The organism is Pseudomonas sp. IT-P294 (assembly GCF_949767865.1).
Taxonomy (GTDB): domain Bacteria; phylum Pseudomonadota; class Gammaproteobacteria; order Pseudomonadales; family Pseudomonadaceae; genus Aquipseudomonas.
Window position 1 is genome coordinate 487,405 of sequence record NZ_CATKQW010000022.1, and the last position, 22,360, is coordinate 509,764.

Genomic DNA, 22,360 nt, shown 5'->3' on the forward strand with positions numbered 1-22,360 from the left:
GACAGAAAGTTTTGCTGGAACGGTTTTTCGAGGGTAAGTTGCGCGCCGGTTTTGTTGCTGGGCAGCCATGACTGTCATGTAACGCGGGGCAACTTGGGCCCAACTAATTTTAGAGGACCTCCACTTGCCTATTTTTTCTTTGTTGCGCAATGCCGTGCTGGCCGGCGCTGGACTGACACTGGCTGTCAGCGTCCAGGCCGCGAGTACCGTGCATATTTATAATTGGTCGGACTACATCGGCTCGACGACCCTGGCTGACTTTCAGAAAGAATCCGGCATCAAACCGGTTTATGACGTTTTCGACTCTAACGAAACCCTGGAAGGCAAGTTGCTGGCCGGGCGCACCGGTTACGACGTGGTCGTGCCGTCCAATCACTTCCTGGGCAAGCAGATCAAGGCCGGTGCTTTCCAGAAGCTCGACAAGTCGAAGCTGAGCAACTATGCCAATCTTGACCCGGTGCTGCTCAAGCGTCTGGAGCAAAACGATCCGGGTAACCAGTACGCCGTGCCGTATCTGTGGGGCACCAACGGCATTGGTTACAACGTCGACAAGATCAAGGCTGTGCTGGGCGTCGACAAGATCGATTCCTGGAGTGCGGTGTTCGAACCGGAAAACATCAAGAAGCTGCAAAGCTGCGGCGTGGCGTTCCTCGACTCCGCCGATGAAATGATGCCCACAGTCCTCAACTACATGGGCCTCAACGCCAACAGCACCAACCCCGAAGACTACAAGAAGGCCGAAGCCAAGTTGTTGGCTGTACGGCCTTACGTGACGTACTTCCATTCGTCCAAGTACATCGCAGACCTGGCCAACGGCGATATCTGCATCGCGATCGGCTTCTCCGGTGACATGTTTCAGGCCAAGGCCCGGGCGACTGAAGCCGGTAAAGGCATGAACATCGCCTACTCCATTCCCAAAGAGGGCGGCGCGCTCTGGTTCGACATGCTGGCGATCCCCAAGGATGCGGCCAACGTCAAGGAAGCCCACGCCTTCATCAACTATTTGCTGAAACCCGAGGTGATCGCACAGGTCAGTGATTCTGTTGGCTATGCGAACCCCAACCCCGGCTCGGACAAATTGATGGAACAGTCCATCCGCACTGACGAGTCGGTTTATCCACCGCAAGCAATCCTCGACAAGACCTACGTGTCGGTCGAGTTACCACCAAACATTCAACGTTTGATGACCCGCAGCTGGACCAAGGTCAAGTCGGGCAAATAGCTGCAAGGCTCAAATTATCCAAGGTTGGCTCACCTTGAGCGAACTGCACTCTTTTTTTCTGGGAGTTTCGTAAATGGCAGTTGCCTCCGGCGCCTATAAGAAAGCCCTCGAGGGCGACCAGACACCTAAACAGGTGTTGGTCAAAATCGACCGGGTCACGAAGAAGTTCGACGAGACGATTGCCGTGGACGATGTGTCCCTGGAAATCAAGAAAGGCGAGATTTTCGCCCTGCTCGGCGGTTCGGGATCGGGCAAATCCACGTTGCTGCGCATGCTCGCAGGCTTCGAACGGCCCACGGAGGGGCGAATTTTCCTCGATGGCGTAGACATCACCGACATGCCGCCCTACGAGCGGCCGATCAACATGATGTTCCAGTCCTATGCCTTGTTCCCGCACATGACCGTGGCGCAGAACATTGCCTTCGGCCTGAAGCAGGACAAAATCCCCTCCGCTGAAGTCGATGCCCGTGTCGCGGACATGCTTAAGCTGGTTCAGATGACGCAATACGCCAAACGCAAGCCGCACCAGCTGTCCGGCGGCCAGCGTCAGCGTGTCGCCCTGGCCCGTTCCCTGGCCAAGCGTCCGAAGCTGCTGCTGCTCGATGAACCGATGGGTGCACTGGACAAGAAACTGCGTTCGCAAATGCAGCTAGAACTGGTCGAGATCATCGAGCGCGTCGGCGTAACCTGCGTCATGGTGACCCATGACCAGGAAGAGGCCATGACCATGGCCGAGCGCATCGCGATCATGCACCTGGGCTGGATCGCCCAGATCGGCAGCCCGATCGACATCTACGAAACCCCGACCAGCCGCCTGGTCTGCGAATTCATCGGCAACGTCAACATCTTCGACGGTGAAGTGATCGACGACGCCGAAGGCCACGCAACCATCACCTGTAAAGACCTGGATCGCCAGATCTACGTGGGCCACGGCATCAGCACCTCGGTGCAGGACAAATCCGTGACCTACGCGATCCGTCCGGAAAAACTGCTGGTGACGCCGACCATGCCGACTTGTGAATACAACTGGTCCAGCGGCAAGGTGCACGACATCGCCTACCTCGGAGGCCACTCGGTGTTCTACGTCGAACTGCCGAGCGGCAAGATCGTCCAGTCTTTCGTCGCCAACGCCGAGCGCCGCGGCCAGCGCCCAACCTGGGGTGACCAGGTGTACGTGTATTGGGAAGACGATAGCGGCGTGGTGCTTCGCTCATGAACATGCGCAAATTGAAACGCCGTCTCAATCGAATAATTCCCGGTGGCCGTCAGATGGTCATCGGGGTTCCATTCCTCTGGCTGTTCATGTTCTTCATGTTGCCGTTCTTCATTGTCTTGAAGATCAGCTTCGCCGAAGCCGACGTGGCCATTCCGCCGTACACCGAAATCTACAGCTATGCCGAACAGAAGCTGCAGTTGCTGCTCAACCTGAGCAACTACGCGATGCTGGCCGGCGACGAGTTGTACATCGCCGCTTACCTGGGCTCGTTGAAGATGGCGCTGATCAGCACCGTCCTCTGTTTGCTGATCGGCTACCCGATGGCCTACGCCATCGCCAGTGCCCGTAAAGAGCTGCAAACGGTGCTTGTGCTGCTGATCATGATGCCGACCTGGACCGCGATCCTGATCCGCGTCTATGCGTGGATGGGCATCCTCAGCAACAACGGTCTGCTCAATGGTTTCCTGATGACCATGGGCTGGATCAACGAACCGCTGCAGATCCTCAACACCAACCTTGCGGTGTACATCGGCGTCGTTTATTCGTACCTGCCATTCATGATCCTGCCGCTTTACGCCAACCTGGTGAAACACGATGCCAGCTTGCTGGAAGCCGCGTCAGACCTGGGTTCGAGCACGTTCAACAGCTTCTGGAAAATCACCATTCCGCTGTCCAAGAACGGCATCGTCGCCGGTTGCATGCTGGTGTTCATTCCGGTGGTGGGCGAGTTCGTGATCCCGGAACTGCTGGGCGGTCCGGAAACCCTGATGATCGGTAAAGTGCTCTGGCAAGAGTTCTTCAACAACCGCGACTGGCCGGTGGCGTCTGCCCTGGCGGTGGTGATGCTGGCGATTCTGATTGTGCCGATCATCCTGTTCAACCGTAGTCAGGCCAAAGAAATGGAGGGCAAAGAATGAAGCGCTTCAGATTCTCAAGCTTGATGCTGGTGTTGGGTCTGCTGTTCATCTACGCACCGATGCTGATCCTGGTGATCTACTCGTTCAACGCCTCCAAACTGGTAACGGTATGGGGCGGCTGGTCGATCAAGTGGTACGTCGGCTTGATGGACAATACTCAACTGATGGGCTCGGTGGTGCGCTCGCTGGAAATCGCCTGCTACACGGCGGTAGCAGCGGTGGTGCTGGGTACCTTGGCGGCGTTCGTCCTGACGCGAATTACTCGCTTCAAGGGTCGCACGCTGTTCGGTGGACTGGTGACTGCTCCATTGGTGATGCCCGAAGTGATCACCGGTCTGTCGCTGTTGCTGTTGTTTGTGGCCATGGCGCAGATGATCGGCTGGCCACAGGAACGCGGCATCGTCACCATCTGGATCGCCCACACCACGTTCTGTGCGGCGTATGTGGCGGTGGTGGTATCGGCGCGCTTGCGTGAGCTGGACCTGTCCATCGAAGAAGCGGCCATGGACCTCGGTGCGCGGCCATGGAAGGTGTTCTTCCTGATCACCATCCCGATGATCGCGCCATCGCTGGGCGCCGGCGGCATGATGTCTTTCGCCCTGTCGCTGGATGACCTGGTGTTGGCCAGCTTCGTGTCGGGCCCGGGCTCGACGACCTTGCCGATGGAAGTGTTCTCGGCGGTGCGCCTGGGCGTGAAACCTGAGATCAACGCCGTGGCCAGCCTGATTCTGTTGGCGGTTTCGCTGATGACATTCATGGTCTGGTTCTTCAGCCGCCGTGCCGAAGAAAGTCGCAAGCGTGCAATCCAGCAAGCGATTGAAGAAGGCGCTGCCGACTCCTGGAAACAACCGGACGTGCGTCGCGCCCCGGCGCCGGAAGCGGCATAAAGGTTGGCCACAATTACGTGGCCAACCCGATCTAATGTGGGAGCGAGCCTGCTCGCGATAGCGGTCTATCAGTCAACATCTTTGTCGACTGACATGGCCTCATCGCGAGCAAGCTCGCTCCCACATTTGTTTTAGGAAACCCAAGGGGATTTGCGGATGATCTCGACGAAGTTCATCGGCTTGAACCCCGGCTCGCTGTCCACCAGCACGTCGGCATTCACGGTGCCGAACGTGGTGTCCGGTTTGTGCTTGAAGCCATTGGCGAACGCACACAGGATGCATTCCTTGAAACCCTCTCCCCGTGGATGCGCATGCACCACTGCCTCACGCTGTGCAGTCGGGAACGCCGCGTAATCGATACCCAGCACGTCCATCTCGACGCCGGCAGTCACCAGCGCAACGTTAGGCCGCAAGTGTTGCGGCACGCCCGGTGTCGTGTGCAGCGCGATTGACAGCCACACCTGCTCGATATCGTCGTCGGACAAACCATACGGCTTGAGAAATGCTTTGGCGGCGTTGGCACTGTCGACTTCGAAGCGCTCGTCGTCAGTGCGATGGCCTTCCACCAGGCCCAGGTCATGGAACATCGCGCCGACGTACAACAACTCTGGATCGTAGGCCAGTTGCTTGCGTTCACCGCTCAAGGCGCCAAACAGAAACACTCGGCGTGAATGGTGGTAAAGCAGGTCAGGCTCTGCGTCGCGAATGTATTCAGTGGTGGCCCTGGCTAATGCGCTGTCGGGGATATGGATACCGGCGATGGTGCTGCTCATGGGTACTTTCCTCGTGGGGAACGCCGTGGCGGCGCTGATGGAACAAGTCTGTTCCGGCCCCCCAGGCCGGACAATCGATCCATGGCTGCGATCCCGGCCAATGAGCATGCATATCGCGCCAACCTCGCTTGTTGCGCGCGGATTGGCTAGGGTTGGAAGGTAAGTGCGGTCCCTGTGGGAGCGAGCTTGCTCGCGAAAGCGCTGTATCAGTCGACATCTCTTTCGACTGACACGGCCTCTTCGCGAGCAAGCTCGCTCCCACAGGTTTTGTGTTTGCCGTACTTGCGGCATCCACCCTTGAGGGCGTTTCCTGCCATGAGTAAAACCGTTGCCATCGTGGTGTTCGCGGGCGTCCAGTCGCTGGACGTCACCGGGCCCATGGATGTGTTTAGCGAGGCCAATCGCTTCCTTGAACCGCAAGACCATTATCGGTTGGAGGTGATCGGTGTCGAGCATGGGTTGATGCCGTGTTCCAACGGTTTGTCGCTCATTGCTCATCGGCATTTCAGCGAAGCGCTGGAGGCTTATGACTTGCTGCTGGTGGCCGGCGGCCCGCAGTTACCCTTCATGGATTTCGGTGTGGCGTTCGATGCCTGGTTGCGCGATGCGTGTGGGTCGGCGCGGCGCTTTGGTTCGATCTGCAATGGCGCATTCATGCTCGCCCGCGCCGGGTTGCTTGAGGGGCGAACCGTCACCACGCATTGGAACGATGCCCCAGCGTTGGCCGCGTCATGCCCGTCGACGCAGGTAGACGCTGATCGGCTGTACGTGCAGGACGGCGAGCTCTACACCTCGGCCGGGGTCACGGCCGGGATCGATTTGTCGTTGTATCTGCTGGCTCAAGACTATGGACCGGAAGTGGCCTTGAGCGTGGCCAAGCGCCTGGTGGTGTTCACCCAGCGTTCGGGCGGGCAATCGCAGTTCAGCCCGTTTCTCACACCGCACGCCGAACCGACCTCGGCGGTGGCGCTGGTTCAGCTTTACGTGCTGGCCAACCTCACTGGCGACCTGACCATCGCCGATCTGGCGAACGCAGCCAACATGAGCGCCCGCAACTTTTCCAGGGTGTTCGCCAAGGAAGCGAAAGTCACCCCGGCGGAATTCGTCGAGCAGGCGAGGGTGGATGCCGCGCGGGTGCTGCTTGAGAGCACCCGCTCACCGCTGAAAACCGTGGCGTACCAGTGCGGATTTCGCGACGCCCAGCACATGCGCAGCGTGTTCAATCGCAGGCTTGGTGTGACGCCGCAGCAGTTCAGGCAGAATTTTGCGGCGATGGTTTAGCGCAATTTTGTGTCGCCTGTCAGGGCCCCATCGCGAGCAGGCTCGCTCCCACATTGGAATGCATTTCAATTGTGGGAGCGAGCCTGCTCGCGATGGGGCCAGCCCAGCCAACAAAAATCTAAGGTGCTGCCCGCGCCGGCAAAAACTTCAACGTACTGCGCGTATTGGCCGTCACCTCTTCTTCATTGAAATGCGCCTGGTAGTAAATCCCTTCGACATACGCCTCGGACTGATCCTCATAGTGGCTGTCGAACGGCACGCCGCTCTGGCCGACCGGGTTGATGGTCAGGCTGTGGGCCGGATCGGAAAAATCGACCAGGCGCCGAGTTGATGGTCCGTAAGTCACCGGCCATGGTGCCGGGCCGATCTTGGCGGAGAGGTTGTTTGGCACTTCGTGGGTGCCGGGCGCCGCGAACGGGCCGACGTTGAAAATCCGGTCCAGCGGCTTTTGCGTCCCCAGCGGATGGCCATGCGTCAGGGTGTGGGCCTTGCCCCATTGCCATTGGGTGAAGTCAGGTCCCAGGACGGTCTTGAGATGGGCGATGCTCGCCTGCCACGCGACCTTGACCGTGTCGGCGCGGGTTTCCTTGCCGAGGGTGTTGCGGTTGTCCCACCAGGGCGAATCGGGGTTGGCCGCCAGTCGCGGCAACGCGGCATCTATCACTCGGGTCGAAAGCAGGGTTTCGAAAAAATCGTTGCCCAGTTCATCGTGCATCGTTGCGTCGGCCAGATTGAACAGGAACTGGTTGAACAACGTGGCGCTGGTCGACTCAAGCGGGTAATCGCCTCGCCATTGGGCCAGTTGCTCGACCAGTTTGAGTTCGGCCGGATCGCTCACCACTTCACGCAGTACCGGCAACAACGGCGCCAGCAGGCGAGGGCCATAGGCGGTGGTGGTGCCCAGTTGCAGTTTCTGGTTGGCGTCGTTGTCCCACTTCACGCTCTTGTCGCCGAGCTGGCGATTAAGTTGCTGGCCGCGATCGGCGAGGTTGTAGTAACCGGGAATCTCCATGCCGGTTGGTGACACAGGCTGGAAGTTGGCCGAAACGATATAGCCACGCGCCGGGTTTTCTTCCTGGGGGTTGGCGCTGAACGGGTAGAAACCTTCCTTGTCCGCCTGATTGGTGCTGCCATCGAGGATGAAACCGGGCTTCACTCCAGCCGCACGCTTGGGCAGCAGCGCCGAGGCCCACCAGCCAATATCGCCCTTGGCGTTGGCATAGACGATGTTCAACCCCGGCGCCTGAACCTTGGCCGCTGCGGCGCGCGCCTTGGCCAGGGTGTCGGCGCGGTTGAGCTGGTAGAAGCCATCGAGGATCGGGTTGGGTGTTTCAAGGAACGCCCACCACATGGCGATCGGTGTCTTGCCGGCGGCAGTGCCGAGTACATCATTGATGATCGGGCCGTGGGGTGACTGGCGCAGCGTCAGCGTGACCGGCGCCTGACCTTTCACTGCGATCTGTTGCTCGGTGTTGACCATGTCCACCCAATTGCCGCGATACCAGACCTGGTTCGGGTTGTCCGGGTTGATCTTCTCGGCAATCAGGTCGAGGTCATCGTTCTGGAACATGGTCAGGCTCCAGCCGAAATCCAGGTTGTGGCCGAGAAAGGCGAACGGCACCAGCGCCTGGTGATGTCCGTATAGCTCAAAGCCCGGTGCCGACAATTGCGCTTCGTACCACACCGACGGCACCGAGAAGCGAATGTGCGGATCACCGGCCAGCAGCGGCTTGCCGCTTTTGCTGCGGTTACCGGAAATCACCCAGGCGTTGCTGCCCTCGAATTGCGGCAAGCCGTTTTCGGCCAGGGCCTGTTCACTCAGGCGGGCGAGGGCGTTCAGGTCTTTCCAGTCACCGGCGGCAAGCGCGGGGGCGGTAGTTGGACGGGTCTTGGCCAGCACTCCTTTGGGCTGCCAGTCGAGGTCAAAAATGTTCAGGTACTCGGCGCCCAGTTGATCGCGCACGTAGGTCAATAACGGTTCGGTGCGAAACGCTGCGGCAAAGCTGTAAGCCATGTAGCCGGCAACACTGATGCTGTCTTGCGCCGTGAAAGGACGCTTGTGGATGCCCAGCACATCGAACTCGATGGGCGCTGCGTGAGTGTCCTGATATTGATTGATGCCATCCAGATAGGCTTCCAGCGCCTTCCACGCCGGTGACTGATGATCCAGGGCGGCCACGTAGCTTTCGGCGCGTTCACGAATGCGCAGGCTGCGGAACAGTTTGTCGGTGTCCAGCAGTTTCGGGCCGAGCACTTCGGCCAGTTCGCCCCGGGCGAGGCGGCGCATGGCTTCCATCTGGAACAGCCGGTCCTGGGCCTGCACATAGCCGAGTGTGCGGTAAAGATCGGTTTCGTTTTCGGCGCGGATGTGCGGCACGCCGCGCTCGTCGTAGCGCACCGTTACCGAACCTTGCAGGCGCTGAAGTTCCACTTGGCCCTGGCGCGTCGGCTGCTTGATGTACACGTACCCGCCAACCCCGATGACGAGCGTGACGATCAGCAATACAAGTACGGTCAGGACGCGTTTCATGGAGACTCCTTGTTCTTCGGGATTGCCGCCCTCGCGGGCAGCAACATGTAGCACAGACCTCCTGTGCCGGGCATCGCGGTCCTGGAAAAGTCAGGAATGCCTTACTTCACATCCGCTTGCCAAGGGCAGTAGCAACCGACGGCCAGCGTATGGGTGGCGCCCACCGCGCGACCTTCGCTCAGTGCTTGCAGAATGGGTTCGATAAAGCTGTTGTTCGAATTGCAGGTCAGGCCTTCGCTGTACGGGCCGAAATACGCCAGTTTGCCGCTGCGGTCCCAGATCGCCACCGCAGGGCTGGCGGGGATCTGTTCGGAGCCCGGGAGCACGGTGATGGGTTTCAGGCGGCTCAGGGTGCTGGGCAACTGACCATGACTGCCGGGCTTTTGTACCGAATAAAACTCGACGCCGCGCGACGCATACTGCTCAACCAGTTCGGTCAGGTGTTGTTGGTTGCCGACATTGCACGGGCAGGCAGGGTCCCAGAAATGCACCAGGCGGATGGGGCCGGGGCCGGCGAGGTCGTCGGGCAGGCGCAGCGGATCGCCAGAGAAGACGGCGGTGTGTGAGCTGAACGCGCGCAGGTAGCGACCCTGGAACCAGTCATACGCAGCCCACAATACGCCGGCACACACGAGGGCGAGCAGGCTGGCAAGCAGTGTGGTGCGAAAGGCCGGGCGCATGGGTTTCAATCCTCGAAGGTCGGCTAGCTTGCCATGCTTGCCGCGACAGATGAATATCGCAGGCCCATAAAGTCTGTTTAGCGTCTGGAATAGTACATGCCTGCCACTTTCGACCCCGATCATCTGCGCGCCAGCTTGAGGCCATTGGCCGAGTGGCAGCCGCTTTCGGCAGAAGCCCTGGTGTACCAGCGGTTCTACGGGCTCGAATTCGCCGGGCGAACGCTGCGTCGGGGGCTTGGGCGTTTCGAGGTCGATGGCTATCAGGTGGTCAGCCAGGTCTGGTGGCCCGAGCGAGCGAAAGCGACGCTGTTTCTGTTCCACGGCTTTTACGATCACACCGGGCTCTATCGGCATGTGATCGAGTGGGCACTTGATCAAGGCTTTGCGGTGATTGCCTGCGACTTGCCAGGCCATGGTTTGTCCAGTGGCGAGCGGGCCAGCATCAAGGATTTCGCCGAGTATCAGCACACCCTGCAAGGGTTGTTCGCCGACGCCGTGGCCCTCGATTTGCCGCAGCCGTGGCACTTGTGCGGGCAAAGTACCGGCGGGGCGATCGTGATCGATCATGTGCTGAATCAAGGAGCGAGCAGTCCGGCCCAGGGGCAGCTGATTTTGCTCTCGCCACTGGTTCGGCCACGCGCCTGGGGCTGGTCGCAGCTCAGCTATTACCTGCTCAAACCCTTCGTCAAAGCGATCGCCCGACGCTTCAGCGAGAACTCCAACGACCCTGACTTCTTGCCTTTCCTGCAAGCCGATCCGTTGCAACCACTAAGGTTGCCGACTGCCTGGGTCGGTGCGCTGGCGCGGTGGATCAAACGCATCGAGGCCGCGCCAAACAGTCCGCGCCGGCCACTGATCGTGCAGGGGCAATCGGACATGACGGTGGATTGGGAGCACAACCTTGAGGTGTTGAAGGCCAAGTTTGATCGGCCGCAGGTGCTGATGCTGCCTGAGGCGCGGCATCATTTGGCGAACGAGACGCTGGCGTTGCGGGAGGAGTATTTCGGGTTTCTGAGCAAGCGGATCAAAGGGCGGAATCTTTAGCGACTGTCAGGGCCTCATCGCGAGCAAGCTCGCTCCCACATTAGACCGAGTACGTCTGGACAACTCGGTCAACTGTGGGAGCGAGCTTGCTCGCGATAGCGATTTATCAGGCGCCAAAGATTACTGGGAAAGACTCGACGTCTCCTGCCCCACCGCCAGCCCCGCCCGAATCGCCGCCAACGCTGCCTGATAATAAGCCTTGCCCTCGGCGGACTCGGCAAACGTGGCGAACTCTTCCAGTTCTTCATCCGACAGATCGCGATAGACATACAGCAGCGTGTTGTTCAAGTCAGCGCCGATCTGGTCCATCAAGCGCTGGCGCTGACCATTGAGCATGCCTTGCGCCTGACCATTGCCGAGCAAACCGGGAATCATCGAACTGAGGCTGTCCGCTGCGACGCCAGCAATCGCCAGGCTGACTTCTGCACCGGCCTCGCGGGCGGGCAGGGCCTGGGCCAGATGGCCGATGATCAGCGTGCGGCTGTCACTGGCTTGAATCTTGGGTAACCCCTTGGCATTTTTCGCCAGCTGATCGCGACGGGTCGCCAGCAGTTCGGCGGCGACGATTTTTTTGCCCAAGGGGGATTGAAAGAAGGTCAGTGCGGGATTCGGATCGGTGAGGCTTTTGCGCAGTTGTGCTTCGGCGCGTTGATCCACCGCCTGAGGAGCGAAACGCTGATTGCTGTTGTTGACCAGGGCCTGAAACACCGCCGGTGGCAGGCTGTTCTGGTAGCGCTGCTGCGCCGCCGAGAGCGCGTCGTTGAAATGCGCGCGCTGATCTGGCCAACCGGCGACCTTGTACAACTGGTCGTGGCCGTCTGCCCATGCGGGCAAAGCACAGAGTATCAGCAGTGAAAAAAGCAAACGGCGCATAGGGACTCCTGTCAGCAGGCGACTATTCTCCGTGCGGCTTTCGTACTTGTCGAGAATTCGTATCAGTAATCCGATAAATCCTCCGCTCCGCGGCTCTGTCGGATTTGCAGGCACAGGAATACTATGCGCGCCATGCAAATATCCTCTGATCAACCGCTGCTGTTACGTATCGTCGACGACTTGGCCGAACGCGGCTGGTCGCAGCAGAATATCTTCCTGCCTCTGGATCTGACCCGAGTGTTGGCGGCTGAGTGCCGTAAACGTGCTGCCGAAGGCGAGTTGGCCCCTGCAGCGGTCGGGCGCGGGCCGACGTCGGAAATTCGCGAGGGGATTCGTGGCGACCATATTCAATGGCTTGAACCCGGCGAGGCTGAAGCCTGCGACCGTTATCTGAGCTTGATGGACAGTCTGCGCGAGGCGATGAATCGCGGGTTGTTCCTGGGCCTGGAAGACTTTGAAAGCCATTTCGCGCTGTATCCGCCCGGCGCCTTCTACCTCAAGCATGTCGACCGTTTTCGCGATGACGATCGGCGCATGGTGTCAGCGGTGATCTACCTCAATGATGCCTGGTTGCCCGAGCACGGTGGTCAGCTGCGCATGTACCTGGAGGGAGGCATCGAACACGATGTGGTGCCCACCGGCGGATGCCTGGTGGTGTTTCTGTCGGGCGAGGTGCCCCATGAAGTCCTGCCCGCGACCCGGGATCGCCTGTCATTGACGGGCTGGTTCCGGCGCCGTGGTAACGAGCCGTTCTGAGCATGCAGAAAATTCTGGTAAGCCGCTGCCTGTTGGGCCACCGCGTACGTTACGACGGCGGGGCGAGCGGGCCGTTTGATCAGCTTCAACAGTGGCTCGACGAAGGTCGCGTCGTGCCGTTGTGCCCGGAAGTCGCTGGAGGCTTGCCGACGCCCAGAGCGGCGGCCGAAATCCCGGGCGGGCAGGGCAGTGAGGTGCTCGATGGCCAGGCGTCAGTGATCACGACCGAGGGCGAGGATGTCAGTGCGGCGTTTTTGTCGGGCGCTTATCAGGCGTTGGAGTTGGTGCAAAAGCACGGCATCCGCATTGCGGTGCTCAAGGCCAACAGCCCGTCTTGCGGGAATCTGTTCACGTATGACGGGACGTTCAGCGGCGTGAAGGTCCGTGGCGAAGGGGTAACGGCGGCGTTGCTCAGGCGCCATGGCGTTCAAGTGTTCAGTGAGCTGGAGCTGGCCGAAGCGGCTGCTGCCTTGGCAACCCTGACCTGACGTCCTGCATAGAACCCCTGTGGGAGCGGGCTTGCTCGCGAATGCGGTGTGTCAGTCGACATCTCTATCAACTGACACACCGCATTCGCGAGCAAGCCCGCTCCCACATTAGATTTACAGCGTCTTATGGTTTGGACTCTTCGCTCGCCTGCGCACCAAACCATTTCTTCTCCAGCTTCTGCAGTCGCCCATCCGTCTTGATCCGCTGCAAGGCGTTTTCCAGGCTGGCGTGGAACGCCGGGTTACCCTTCTGAAACGGAATCGCCAGGCTCACGGCCGGGGCGACTTTGGGTTTTTCTTCCGTCAGCGACTGCACCAGCAGGATTGAACGCGGTGTGTCGTCTTTCTGCGCGATCAATTGCGCATGGGTGCGAATGTAAGGTTCGGTGAAGTCGAAACGATCCTTCAAATCCGGGGTCATTTCTATGTGGTTGATGGCGATGTCGTACTTGCCGGTTTCAACTCCGGACAACAGGTCGCTGGAGTCAGTCACGACGAAGTCCGTTCGCACATCCAGTTCACTGGCCAGCATTTGGCCCAGTTCGACTTCGAAGCCTGTGAGTTTGCCGTCGTCCTTGAAATTGAACGGCGGTGTATTAGCCTCAAGGGCAATGCGCAGCTCGCCACGGTCATTTATATCGTCAATCAGTTCGGCATGAGCCAGAGGGCTCAAAAGGGGTAGCAGGCAGATCAGGCCAGGCAAAAGGCGCATGGTCACTCCTTTGAATACATTTATTGCGATGCTCTGAGTCAGGCTCGCTTTGCTATGGTTGTCGAGTGCCTTCGACAACAAATGGCCGTGAAGTTGTCATGGCCACGCCGATTTTACGGAAAAACTGGAGAAGAGAATGAAAACGTTTATGTCACGAGCAGCATTCGCCGGGCTATTGCTGAGTGCTTCGATGCTGGCGACGGCGGCTACGCCTGCCCCCAAGGGTGCAGAGGTGTTCATCGTATCTCCCGCAGACGGCGCCACGGTCTCGGAAACCTTCACCGTCAAATTCGGCGTCAAGGATATCGCGCTGGCTCCGGCCGGCGACGTGACCAAGAACACCGGTCACCACCACCTGCTGATCGATGTCGACAAGCTGCCTGCCGCCGGCGCGCCGATTCCGAATGATGCCAACCACATGCACTTCGGCAAGGCGCAGACCCAGGCTGAAATCAAATTGACGCCGGGCAAGCACACCTTGCAGCTGGAGTTGGGCGACAGCGGCCACATGCCGTTCGATCCGCCAATCGTGTCGAAGCAGATCACCGTCAACGTTAAGTGACAGTGTAGCGCCTATGAAAAAGGAGCCCCGAAGGGCTCCTTTTTTTTGTCGCTCAAGCCGCTATCAGAACAACACACGGCAACGGATGGTGCCGATGATGTGCTGCAGCTTCTCTTGCGCCATTTCCGAGTACTCGGCGTCGACGTCGATTACCACATAGCCGACTTTCTAGTTGGTCTGCAGAATCCACCAAAGAATTTCTGCCGGAAATCGGATTTTTTGATGTAAGACTTTTTACTATAGATAGTAGTTGTATTGAGTTTTACGTAATTTTTAATCACGGAATATGCAGTAAAAATTTTACTGTTGATAGGGTGCCGTTGTTGCGGCATAACTTAGGTGTTTTTACCAAAGGGAATTCAATTTATTGCAAGGGATGCTGCATGCAAAAATCTATCACTTTTCCTCCGCCTTTGAAATCGTCGGGCGATTTGCTCAATGAAGACAAAAAATATCCAGGATATATTTCAGGTTTAGACAGCGCTCTAAACTGGGACGGAACTCTCCCGGAAGTCACTGTGGCTTACCGTATTGAAACTATCGATAGAGAGCGCGACGCATACTCAAAGTTGGTAGCCATAGGGCACTCGGTGCAAGATCAGATAGGAAGCGTTTTTTCGAATAGCACGGCGAGTGTGCGAAGTGAAATAGAGGAGCGCTTAAGTTCAGCTGTTGACACCCATCCATTTAATGATCTGGAGGGTACTTTAAAAAAGAAAGTGGTTGTTGTCGAGCTTCTGCAACAAATCAAAATGAATAGAAGTTGGTATGAGGCGAATATATTTGCTGGCATAGATTTATTGTCATTGGGCAGTATGGAAAATGCCGAGGCATTCGCCGCTAGTTTGGATACGGCAGAAGACGAGGAAGAACGCCGAGGCTATTACGAAAATTTTCTGAGATCGCTGACAGCCGCCTACGTTAAACGAATCCTTGCCGAAGCTGTTTCCATTTTAGAGGACGCTTCGCCAGCAATAGATGCTGCGATCCATTCTGCTTTGGCTAGAGGTGAAACTGCCTACAGCTTCAATTTAACCTTTAGTCAATCCGCACAGGTGGTAACTGTGGCGGGTGCCGCCACTCTCCAAAACACGGACGGTTGGACCTTCGAGGCCGCGATCCGTAAAGGCACTCTGTTGTTGACAGGTTTGGGAGAAGCACTTCTCAGTCGAGCGACGGCGATCGGGATCGGCACTTTGCTCTATTCACCGGCTCTGGGTAACGGCGAGCGATATCCTCAAACGGTTCTCAAATTATCGGGTAGTGCAGTCTTGCCAGGTGCACCGACTAACCTGAACGAAATCGCCGCTGTCGAAGGAACCATTGATCTTCCCTATCGGATTTATGGTGACCTTGGCCAATACACGCTCGTTGCAACACCGAAGGGAGGAAGCGTTTCGCCAGCGGTACCAGTTCGAGCGCTGGAGTTCGACCTGAAGACGAACAGCTACAGTTTCACCTCCGCCGACACACCGCCCATCACCCTCAGTTTTCCAATTATCCACTGGGGTAACAGTTCGACAACTTCACCTGCCAGGCCCGTGGAAGTGCCGCGTTACACGGGTGTTGAGCTGTTGCCACTACTCGTGCAGCCGGAACCATTGCCTGCGTCCGAGTTACCGGATTTCAGGGATTGTATTTATTGCTTCCCGATCAACAGCGGCTTGCCGCCGATTTATGTTGTTTTCAATAGCCCTTATGAAGGGGCTACCACGAGAGGGAAGTACAGCGGCCGACTTTTCAATCCTGCCAAAGCGGGAGGTCCAATTCTGGATCTCGATTGGACGAGTGCGACCGTAACTCAAGCGGGTATCGACCTAGTGAAAGTGCATACGGGCCGATTCGGTCCTTCGGATGCCAATGCCATCATGATTGATCGCTTGGAAAAAATTCACCAAGGTAAATTGGTAGTCACGTCCATGGACAAACGTTTCTATACTCATGAGTTGAGAGAGCTTGAACGTTTCAGAACATTAGGGGTGGCTGACGGTGTAAATCCGAATGATGAAGGTGCCATTTGGAATAACACCCACGCAGCGACACTGGAGGATTACAAACTAAAAGATAGTTTCGAGTTGCTCTATACGCTTGAAGCTTTAGAGGCGCACAGAAAGCAAGCGGATAGAGAGTACGAACAACTGGGAGGAATATAATAATGAGCGTTATAGAAAAAGCTGTTCTCAACGAGAAGCCTGAAGAGGTAATTCTATTTCTTACCAAGAATGAATTGGGCATCTCTTTTCCTCGGCTTGATGGTCTCTACAACCAGGCTAATTGGGCGCATGTGGCGGATAATATGGGGCTATTGAAAATCGTCTGGGAAATGTGTGACGCGGGCTTTATAAAATCTAATGGCACCGGAATTGTCAGGGGCATCAACTGGAGAGAGCCGGCATTCATGCTAGAGGGAAAATATACTTTTGATTGATATTGCGAAGCGTCTGTCGACTTTAGGGGGCGATAAACAATATCTATTGTTTCGAGGACGTCCGGCTTCCTGATGTTGGTGATTGGATTCTGTCTAGTTTAGAGATAGGTTTACGATTGTTCGGGACAAGTGCATGAAAAAGGGAGCCCTAAGGCTCCCTTTTTTTGTCGCTCAAGTCGCTATCAGAACAGAACGCGGCAACGGATGGTGCCGTTGATGTGCTGCAGCTTCTCTTGCGCCATTTCCGAGTACTCAGCGTCGACGTCGATTACCACATAGCCGACTTTCTCGTTGGTCTGCAGGAACTGACCGGAGATGTTGATGCCGTTTTCGGCGAAGACCTTGTTGATCTCGCTCATCACACCCGGGATGTTTTCGTGGATGTGCAGCAAACGGTGCTTGCCAGGGTGAGCCGGCAGGGCCACTTCCGGGAAGTTAACCGACGATACCGACGTACCGTTGTCGCTGTACTTGACCAGTTTTTCCGCCACTTCCAGACCGATGTTGGCTTGCGCCTCAGCGGTGGAGCCGCCGATGTGCGGGGTCAGGATCACGTTGTCCAGGCCACGCAGCGGGCTTTCGAACTCTTCGTCGTTGGAGCGAGGCTCCACCGGGAACACGTCGATGGCCGCGCCGATCAGGTGCTTGTCCTTGATCGCGTCCGCCAGGGCTTGCAGCTCGACCACGGTGCCGCGCGCAGCATTGATCAGGATGCCGCCCTTCTTGATGGCGCGGATTTCCTTCTCGCCGATCATCCACTGGGTCGCCGCGGTTTCCGGAACGTGCAGGGTGACGATGTCGGACATGCCCAGCAGTTCGTGCAGGTTGCCGACCTGGGTGGCGTTACCCAGTGGCAGCTTGGTCACGGTGTCGTAGAAGTACACCTGCATGCCCAGGCCTTCAGCCAGGACCGACAATTGAGTACCGATCGAACCGTAACCGACGATGCCCAGCTTCTTGCCGCGGATTTCGAAGGAGTTGGCAGCGCTCTTGATCCAGCCGCCACGGTGGCAGGAAGCGTTCTTCTCAGGGATGCCGCGCAGCAACAGGATCGCTTCGGCCAGCACCAGCTCGGCAACGGAGCGAGTGTTGGAGTACGGCGCGTTGAATACCGCGATACCGCGTTCGCGAGCAGCGTTCAGGTCGACCTGGTTGGTACCGATGCAGAAACAGCCGACAGCGACCAGTTTCTTCGCGTGATCGAAGATCTCTTCGGTCAGTTGAGTACGGGAGCGAATGCCGATGAAGTGCGCATCAGCGATCTTTTCCTTGAGCTGGGCTTCCGGCAGAGAACCTGTAAGGTACTCGATGCTGGTGTAGCCCGCCGCCTTGAGGACGTCGACAGCCGATTGGTGGACGCCTTCGAGAAGAAGGAACTTGATCTTGCTCTTATCGAGAGAAGTCTTGCTCATCTGCGTAAACCTGTATCCCGGAGAAAAATGGCAGGAAGCCAGCAGACGCTGACCCGGACGGCAAGAATGCCGTCGCCGCAGAAGGCCGTTGGGCACTATGCTGCGGGGTCGGTATGCTAGCATATGCACCCCGCTAAACACTCATTCCTGCGACGTGAAGCGTTCTCAGGATGACCATGAATTGTTCGAGAGTTCTGTCGATGACCAATCCTGCCTTGATTGAAGAGCTGAAGACCCTGGTTGAGCCTGGCAAGGTGCTGACCGATGCCGACTCCCTGAATGCTTACGGTAAGGATTGGACCAAGCATTTCGCCCCGGCCCCGACCGCCATTGTGTTCCCCAAGACTACCGAGCAGGTCCAGGCCATTGTGCGCTGGGCCAATGAACACAAGGTGGCGCTGGTGCCATCCGGTGGTCGCACCGGGCTTTCCGCCGCAGCGGTCGCCGCCAATGGCGAAGTCGTTGTGTCCTTCGACTACATGAACCAGATTCTCGAAGTGAACATGACCGACCGCACCGCGGTCTGCCAGCCTGGCGTGGTCACCGAACACTTGCAGAACGTCGCCGAAGAGAAAGGCCTGTATTACCCGGTGGACTTCGCTTCGGCGGGTTCCAGCCAGATTGGCGGCAATATCGGCACCAATGCCGGCGGGATCAAGGTGATTCGCTACGGCATGACCCGCAACTGGGTGGCTGGCATGAAGGTCGTCACCGGCAAGGGCGATCTGCTTGAGCTGAACCGCGACCTGATCAAGAACGCCACCGGCTACGACATGCGTCAGCTGTTCATCGGCGCTGAAGGCACCCTCGGTTTTGTGGTCGAAGCGACCATGCGCCTGGACCGTGCCCCGAAAAACCTCACCGCGATGGTGCTCGGCACCACCGATTTCGACTCGATCATGCCGGTTCTGCACGCCTTCCAGAGCAAGCTCGACCTGACCGCCTTCGAATTCTTCTCCGACAAGGCCTTGGCCAAGGTCATGGCGCGCGGTGACGTGCCAGCGCCATTCGAAACCGGCTGCCCGTTCTACGCGCTGCTGGAATTCGAAGCGACCACCGAAGAAGTGGCCAACCACGCCCTGGAAACCTTCGAACACTGCGTCGAGCAGGGCTGGGTGCTGGACGGCGTGATGAGTCAGAGCGAAACCCAACTGCAGAACCTGTGGAAGCTGCGCGAATATATTTCCGAAACCATTTCGCACTGGACGCCGTACAAGAACGACATTTCGGTCACCGTATCGAAAGTCCCGGCGTTCCTGAAGGAAATCGACGCGATCGTCGGTGAACACTACCCAGACTTCGAAATCGTCTGGTTCGGTCACATCGGCGACGGCAACCTGCACTTGAACATCCTCAAGCCGGATAACCTGAGCAAGGACGAGTTCTTCGCCAAGTGCGCCACCGTGAACAAGTGGGTGTTCGAAACCGTCGAGAAGTACAACGGTTCGATCTCCGCCGAACACGGCGTGGGCATGACCAAGCGTGATTACCTGACCTATAGCCGCTCGCCGGTCGAGATCGAGTACATGAAAGCGGTCAAGGCGGTGTTCGACCCGAATGGCATCATGAACCCGGGCAAAATTTTCGCTGTTTGACTTTCGAACTTAAGCGCTACGAACCAGGAGTCGGTCAATGAGCTATCAGCACCAGTATGTCGACGGCACGCGAATTCATTTCCCGCTGGGGAAAGTGGTGTGCATCGGCCGCAACTACGCCGAACACGCCAAGGAACTGGACAACCCGGTGCCTACCGAGCCACTGCTGTTCATCAAGCCGGGCAGTTGCGTGGTGCCGCTGGAAGGCAGTTTCAGCATTCCGACCGAGCGCGGTTCGGTGCATTACGAAGCGGAAATTGCCGTGTTGATCGGCAAGCCTTTGTCGACCAAGCCAAGCCGTGAAGAAGTGCTGGATGCGATTTCCGGTTTTGCCCCGGCCCTGGACCTGACCCTGCGCGACAAGCAGGCCGAGCTGAAATCCAAAGGCTTGCCATGGGAAATCGCCAAGTCCTTCGACGGTGCGGCAGTGATTGCGCCGTTCGTGGCCGGCAGCACCTTTGCCGACCTGACCGACATCGGTATCCGCCTGACCATCAACGGCGAAGTGCGTCAGGATGGCAACAGCAAAGACATGCTCAACCCGATCGTGCCGATGATCCAGTACATGGCCGGCTGTTTCTCGCTGCAGGCCGGTGATGTGATCCTGACGGGCACTCCGGTGGGCGTGGGTCCGTTGAATGTTGGTGATGACATCGTGCTGGAATTGCCGGGTGTCAGCAGCTTCACCAGCAGCGTGCGCTAACCGAAACACCGCAAACCCTGTGTGGGAGCGGGCTCGCTCTCACATTGGTTTCTTGTGGTATCAGGTCTAGCGGCGGAAGGGTCATCCGCCATTTGCCGTTTTTTTCACATCGTCTCTGGATAATTCCGCGGATCCGGGCCTCCCAGCCGGCCCACTTGTGCTATTACCTTTAGCCTGAATTTCTGGAACGGACCCTGAATGGCCACCCAACCGCTGCCCACTTTCAAAACTGCCCGTCGCTCACGGTTCGTCTTGCGTTGGTATATCTGGCTGCTGGTGGCGGCCATCGCATACGGCGTCGCCTTTGCGATGCATTGGGATGATCGCGGCGTACTCTGGGTGAAAGAGCAATTCAAGAGCCCGGCCGAGCGTCAGGCCAGTGTCTGGCTACCGGATTACCGAGCGGTGATCGACGGTAAATTGCTGCCGGGTATGGAAAAGGACGAAGCCTCGGACCTGGCCTACGATCCACAGACCAAGACTCTGTTTTCGGTCATGGGCAAGAACCCGTTCCTCGTCGAGCTGACCCTGCAAGGCGACGTGCTGCGCAAAATGCCTTTGGTGGGCTGGAGCAACCCGGAAGGCGTCACCGTACTGGGCAATGGCCTGCTGGCGATTGTCGATGAGCGCTCGCACTTGATTACTATCGTCAAGGTCGATGCCGACACCCGTGAATTGAACATCGCCAATTTTACGAAGTACGATCTTGGGCCTTCGAAAGACCAGAACAAGGCCTTTGAAGGTGTCACCTGGGATTCGCAAAACCAACAGCTGCTGCTGGGCGAAGAGCGTCCGCCGGCATTGTTTGCCTGGAAAGGTGACGGCCGAGTCCTTACCGGTGACAAGCTGAAGCTGGCCAGCCATGCGCTGGACATGCGCAACTTGTCGGCCCTGGCCATCGACCCGCGCACCGGCCACATGCTGGTGCTGTCCGCCGACTCTCACATGTTGATGGAGCTGGACAAAAAGGGCGAACAAGTCAGTTTCATCGCCCTGTTGGGTGGCTTCAACGGCCTGAAGAACACCATTCCACGCGCCGAAGGCGTGACCATGGACGAGGCGGGTAACTTGTATATGGTGAGTGAACCGAACCTGTTTTACCGCTTCGAAAAACAGAAGTAATCGCCACAATCCTGCTGTTGTGGTCGCAAGCCACTGGCCATTAAGCTTGAGTTCACACGGGCGTGATATTTCATCCGCCCGTTTTGTTTTCGAGCTCGCCTGAATGCGTCGACTTGCGCGTCCCAAACCCCTCCTTTTGATCCTGTCAGTGATTACGCTGATCGCTCTGGTTGCGGTCGGCCAATACATGCGCTTGTTCGAGCGTGCGTGGTTCAACCTGAATACGCTTTGGCAGCCGCAGAGCAGCGAATCCATCGGTCTGGATCAATTCCGAGTGGACATTGACGCGCGGGTGATCGACGGGCTGGACGATAATGTCTCCGCGCTGACGTTTGATCCGGTGCGTAAAAGCCTGTTTACGGTCACCAACAAAAAATCAGAGCTGGTCGAGCTGTCCCTTGAAGGCAAAATCCTGCGGCGCGTGGCGTTGATTGGTTTTGGCGACCCGGAAGCGGTGGAATTCATCAGCGCCGACACCTACGTGATCACCGACGAGAGCCAGCAACGGCTGATCAAGATTCACCTTGAGAAGGACACGGCGTTCCTCGATGCTGCGGATGCCGAGCAGATGATCCTCGGCGTGCACATGGGCAGCAACAAGGGCTTCGAAGGCCTGGCTTACGACTCGGTGGGCAAGCGTCTGTTTGTGGCCAAGGAGCGCGACCCGATGTTGATCTACGAGGTGCAGGGCTTCCCGCATTACACCCCGGAGAAATCCTACGCCGTGCACGTGGTCAACAACCCCAAGCGTGATGCCGGAATGTTCGTGCGAGACCTGTCGAGCCTGCAATACGACAAGCACAGCGGCCATTTACTGGCGCTGTCCGACGAGTCGCGATTGATTCTGGAGCTGGATGTCGATGGGCGACCACTCAGCACCCTGTCCCTGAGCAAGGGGCGTCAAGGGCTGGAAAACTCAGTGCCGCAAGCGGAGGGCATCGCCATGGACGACGACGGCAACCTGTACCTGGTGAGCGAACCCAACCTGTTCTACGTCTTCAAAAAACCAGCACAGCCCTGAGCAACACCCCAAAACCACTGTGGGAGCGGGCTTGCCCGCGATGAGGCCGTGTCAGTCGATAAAGATTATGACTGATAGGCCACCATCGCGGGCAAGCCCGCTCCCACAGGTCATTCATTCGCCGATGAATCCAGGCGA

21 protein-coding genes and 1 pseudogene are annotated in these 22,360 nt (G+C 57.8%); 15 read left to right on the plus strand and 7 right to left on the minus strand.

Going from position 1 to position 22,360, the window contains the following annotated elements; genetic code table 11:
* Positions 1-124: 124 nt before the first annotated feature.
* The 4 genes from ACM6I0_RS17375 (at position 125) to ACM6I0_RS17390 (ending at position 4,242) form a co-directional block, all read left to right on the plus strand.
* Positions 125-1,222, plus strand: a complete 1,098-nt coding sequence (locus tag ACM6I0_RS17375) for a polyamine ABC transporter substrate-binding protein (protein WP_414922885.1) — start codon at positions 125-127, stop codon at positions 1,220-1,222.
* A gap of 73 nt (positions 1,223-1,295) precedes the next feature.
* On the plus strand, positions 1,296-2,438 hold the full coding sequence (locus tag ACM6I0_RS17380; RefSeq protein ID WP_285432953.1) for an ABC transporter ATP-binding protein: 1,143 nt from the start codon (positions 1,296-1,298) through the stop codon (positions 2,436-2,438).
* Between the two features lie 35 nt (positions 2,439-2,473).
* On the plus strand, positions 2,474-3,355 hold the full coding sequence (locus tag ACM6I0_RS17385) for an ABC transporter permease subunit (protein WP_285433002.1): 882 nt from the start codon (positions 2,474-2,476) through the stop codon (positions 3,353-3,355).
* A complete protein-coding gene (locus ACM6I0_RS17390; protein ID WP_285432952.1) occupies positions 3,352-4,242 on the plus strand; it encodes an ABC transporter permease subunit in 891 nt (296 codons plus the stop codon). Before ACM6I0_RS17385 ends, ACM6I0_RS17390 begins: the two co-directional genes overlap by 4 nt.
* Positions 4,243-4,373: 131 nt before the next feature.
* On the opposite strand, the gene ACM6I0_RS17395 is transcribed toward ACM6I0_RS17390, so the two are convergent.
* Positions 4,374-5,015, minus strand: coding sequence for an HD domain-containing protein (locus ACM6I0_RS17395; RefSeq protein WP_285432950.1), 642 nt, complete (start codon positions 5,013-5,015; stop codon positions 4,374-4,376).
* Positions 5,016-5,330: 315 nt separating this feature from the next.
* Here ACM6I0_RS17395 and ACM6I0_RS17400 point away from each other — a divergent pair, with 315 nt between their 5' ends.
* Positions 5,331-6,296: a GlxA family transcriptional regulator gene (locus ACM6I0_RS17400; RefSeq protein ID WP_414922886.1), complete on the plus strand. Its 966-nt coding sequence runs from the start codon at positions 5,331-5,333 to the stop codon at positions 6,294-6,296.
* A 118-nt stretch (positions 6,297-6,414) separates the two neighbouring features.
* On the opposite strand, the gene ACM6I0_RS17405 is transcribed toward ACM6I0_RS17400, so the two are convergent.
* Together ACM6I0_RS17405 and ACM6I0_RS17410 are read right to left on the minus strand one after the other, a co-directional pair.
* Entirely contained in the window at positions 6,415-8,826 is a 2,412-nt protein-coding gene (locus ACM6I0_RS17405) for a penicillin acylase family protein (RefSeq protein WP_285432946.1), read from the minus strand.
* 101 nt (positions 8,827-8,927) lie between these two features.
* Positions 8,928-9,506 (minus strand): DUF6436 domain-containing protein, encoded by a 579-nt coding sequence (locus ACM6I0_RS17410; protein WP_285432944.1) that lies wholly within the window; start codon positions 9,504-9,506, stop codon positions 8,928-8,930.
* A gap of 96 nt (positions 9,507-9,602) precedes the next feature.
* Here ACM6I0_RS17410 and ACM6I0_RS17415 point away from each other — a divergent pair, with 96 nt between their 5' ends.
* Positions 9,603-10,550 carry an alpha/beta hydrolase gene (locus ACM6I0_RS17415; RefSeq protein WP_285432943.1) on the plus strand — a complete coding sequence of 316 codons (948 nt, stop codon included), beginning with the start codon at positions 9,603-9,605 and terminating at the stop codon, positions 10,548-10,550.
* Between the two features lie 120 nt (positions 10,551-10,670).
* Here the strand turns inward: ACM6I0_RS17415 and ACM6I0_RS17420 are convergent, their stop codons facing one another.
* Positions 10,671-11,423 (minus strand): DUF2059 domain-containing protein, encoded by a 753-nt coding sequence (locus tag ACM6I0_RS17420; protein WP_285432941.1) that lies wholly within the window; start codon positions 11,421-11,423, stop codon positions 10,671-10,673.
* Positions 11,424-11,546: 123 nt separating this feature from the next.
* On the opposite strand from ACM6I0_RS17420, the gene ACM6I0_RS17425 reads away from it, so the two are divergent.
* Both ACM6I0_RS17425 and ACM6I0_RS17430 read left to right on the plus strand, forming a co-directional pair.
* Entirely contained in the window at positions 11,547-12,179 is a 633-nt protein-coding gene (locus ACM6I0_RS17425; RefSeq protein WP_414922887.1) for a 2OG-Fe(II) oxygenase, read from the plus strand.
* A 2-nt stretch (positions 12,180-12,181) separates the two neighbouring features.
* Complete coding sequence (locus ACM6I0_RS17430; RefSeq protein ID WP_414922888.1) at positions 12,182-12,667, plus strand: DUF523 domain-containing protein; 486 nt, start codon at positions 12,182-12,184, stop codon at positions 12,665-12,667.
* A 124-nt stretch (positions 12,668-12,791) separates the two neighbouring features.
* Here ACM6I0_RS17430 and ACM6I0_RS17435 read toward each other — a convergent pair whose 3' ends face one another.
* On the minus strand, positions 12,792-13,379 hold the full coding sequence (locus ACM6I0_RS17435) for a transporter substrate-binding domain-containing protein (RefSeq protein WP_285432937.1): 588 nt from the start codon (positions 13,377-13,379) through the stop codon (positions 12,792-12,794).
* A gap of 136 nt (positions 13,380-13,515) precedes the next feature.
* Here ACM6I0_RS17435 and ACM6I0_RS17440 point away from each other — a divergent pair, with 136 nt between their 5' ends.
* Positions 13,516-13,941, plus strand: coding sequence for a DUF4399 domain-containing protein (locus ACM6I0_RS17440; RefSeq protein WP_285432936.1), 426 nt, complete (start codon positions 13,516-13,518; stop codon positions 13,939-13,941).
* Positions 13,942-14,004: 63 nt separating this feature from the next.
* Here the strand turns inward: ACM6I0_RS17440 and ACM6I0_RS17445 are convergent.
* Positions 14,005-14,109: pseudogene (locus tag ACM6I0_RS17445) on the minus strand (hypothetical protein); the annotation flags it as partial.
* A gap of 215 nt (positions 14,110-14,324) precedes the next feature.
* On the opposite strand from ACM6I0_RS17445, the gene ACM6I0_RS17450 reads away from it, so the two are divergent.
* Positions 14,325-16,094, plus strand: coding sequence for an S-type pyocin domain-containing protein (locus ACM6I0_RS17450; protein ID WP_414922889.1), 1,770 nt, complete (start codon positions 14,325-14,327; stop codon positions 16,092-16,094).
* Positions 16,095-16,096: 2 nt separating this feature from the next.
* Positions 16,097-16,369, plus strand: coding sequence for a hypothetical protein (locus tag ACM6I0_RS17455; RefSeq protein WP_285432932.1), 273 nt, complete (start codon positions 16,097-16,099; stop codon positions 16,367-16,369).
* Positions 16,370-16,551: 182 nt separating this feature from the next.
* Here ACM6I0_RS17455 and serA read toward each other — a convergent pair whose 3' ends face one another.
* Positions 16,552-17,781, minus strand: coding sequence for a phosphoglycerate dehydrogenase (serA, locus tag ACM6I0_RS17460; RefSeq protein WP_285432930.1), 1,230 nt, complete (start codon positions 17,779-17,781; stop codon positions 16,552-16,554).
* A 200-nt stretch (positions 17,782-17,981) separates the two neighbouring features.
* Between serA and ACM6I0_RS17465 the strand changes: the two genes are divergently transcribed.
* The 4 genes from ACM6I0_RS17465 (at position 17,982) to ACM6I0_RS17480 (ending at position 22,222) form a co-directional block, all read left to right on the plus strand.
* Positions 17,982-19,376 carry an FAD-binding oxidoreductase gene (locus ACM6I0_RS17465; protein ID WP_285432929.1) on the plus strand — a complete coding sequence of 465 codons (1,395 nt, stop codon included), beginning with the start codon at positions 17,982-17,984 and terminating at the stop codon, positions 19,374-19,376.
* Between the two features lie 37 nt (positions 19,377-19,413).
* Entirely contained in the window at positions 19,414-20,079 is a 666-nt protein-coding gene (locus tag ACM6I0_RS17470; protein ID WP_285432928.1) for a fumarylacetoacetate hydrolase family protein, read from the plus strand.
* A gap of 198 nt (positions 20,080-20,277) precedes the next feature.
* Positions 20,278-21,201 carry an SdiA-regulated domain-containing protein gene (locus tag ACM6I0_RS17475; RefSeq protein WP_414922890.1) on the plus strand — a complete coding sequence of 308 codons (924 nt, stop codon included), beginning with the start codon at positions 20,278-20,280 and terminating at the stop codon, positions 21,199-21,201.
* A gap of 103 nt (positions 21,202-21,304) precedes the next feature.
* Positions 21,305-22,222: an SdiA-regulated domain-containing protein gene (locus ACM6I0_RS17480; protein ID WP_414922891.1), complete on the plus strand. Its 918-nt coding sequence runs from the start codon at positions 21,305-21,307 to the stop codon at positions 22,220-22,222.
* The last annotated feature ends 138 nt before the right edge of the window (positions 22,223-22,360 follow it).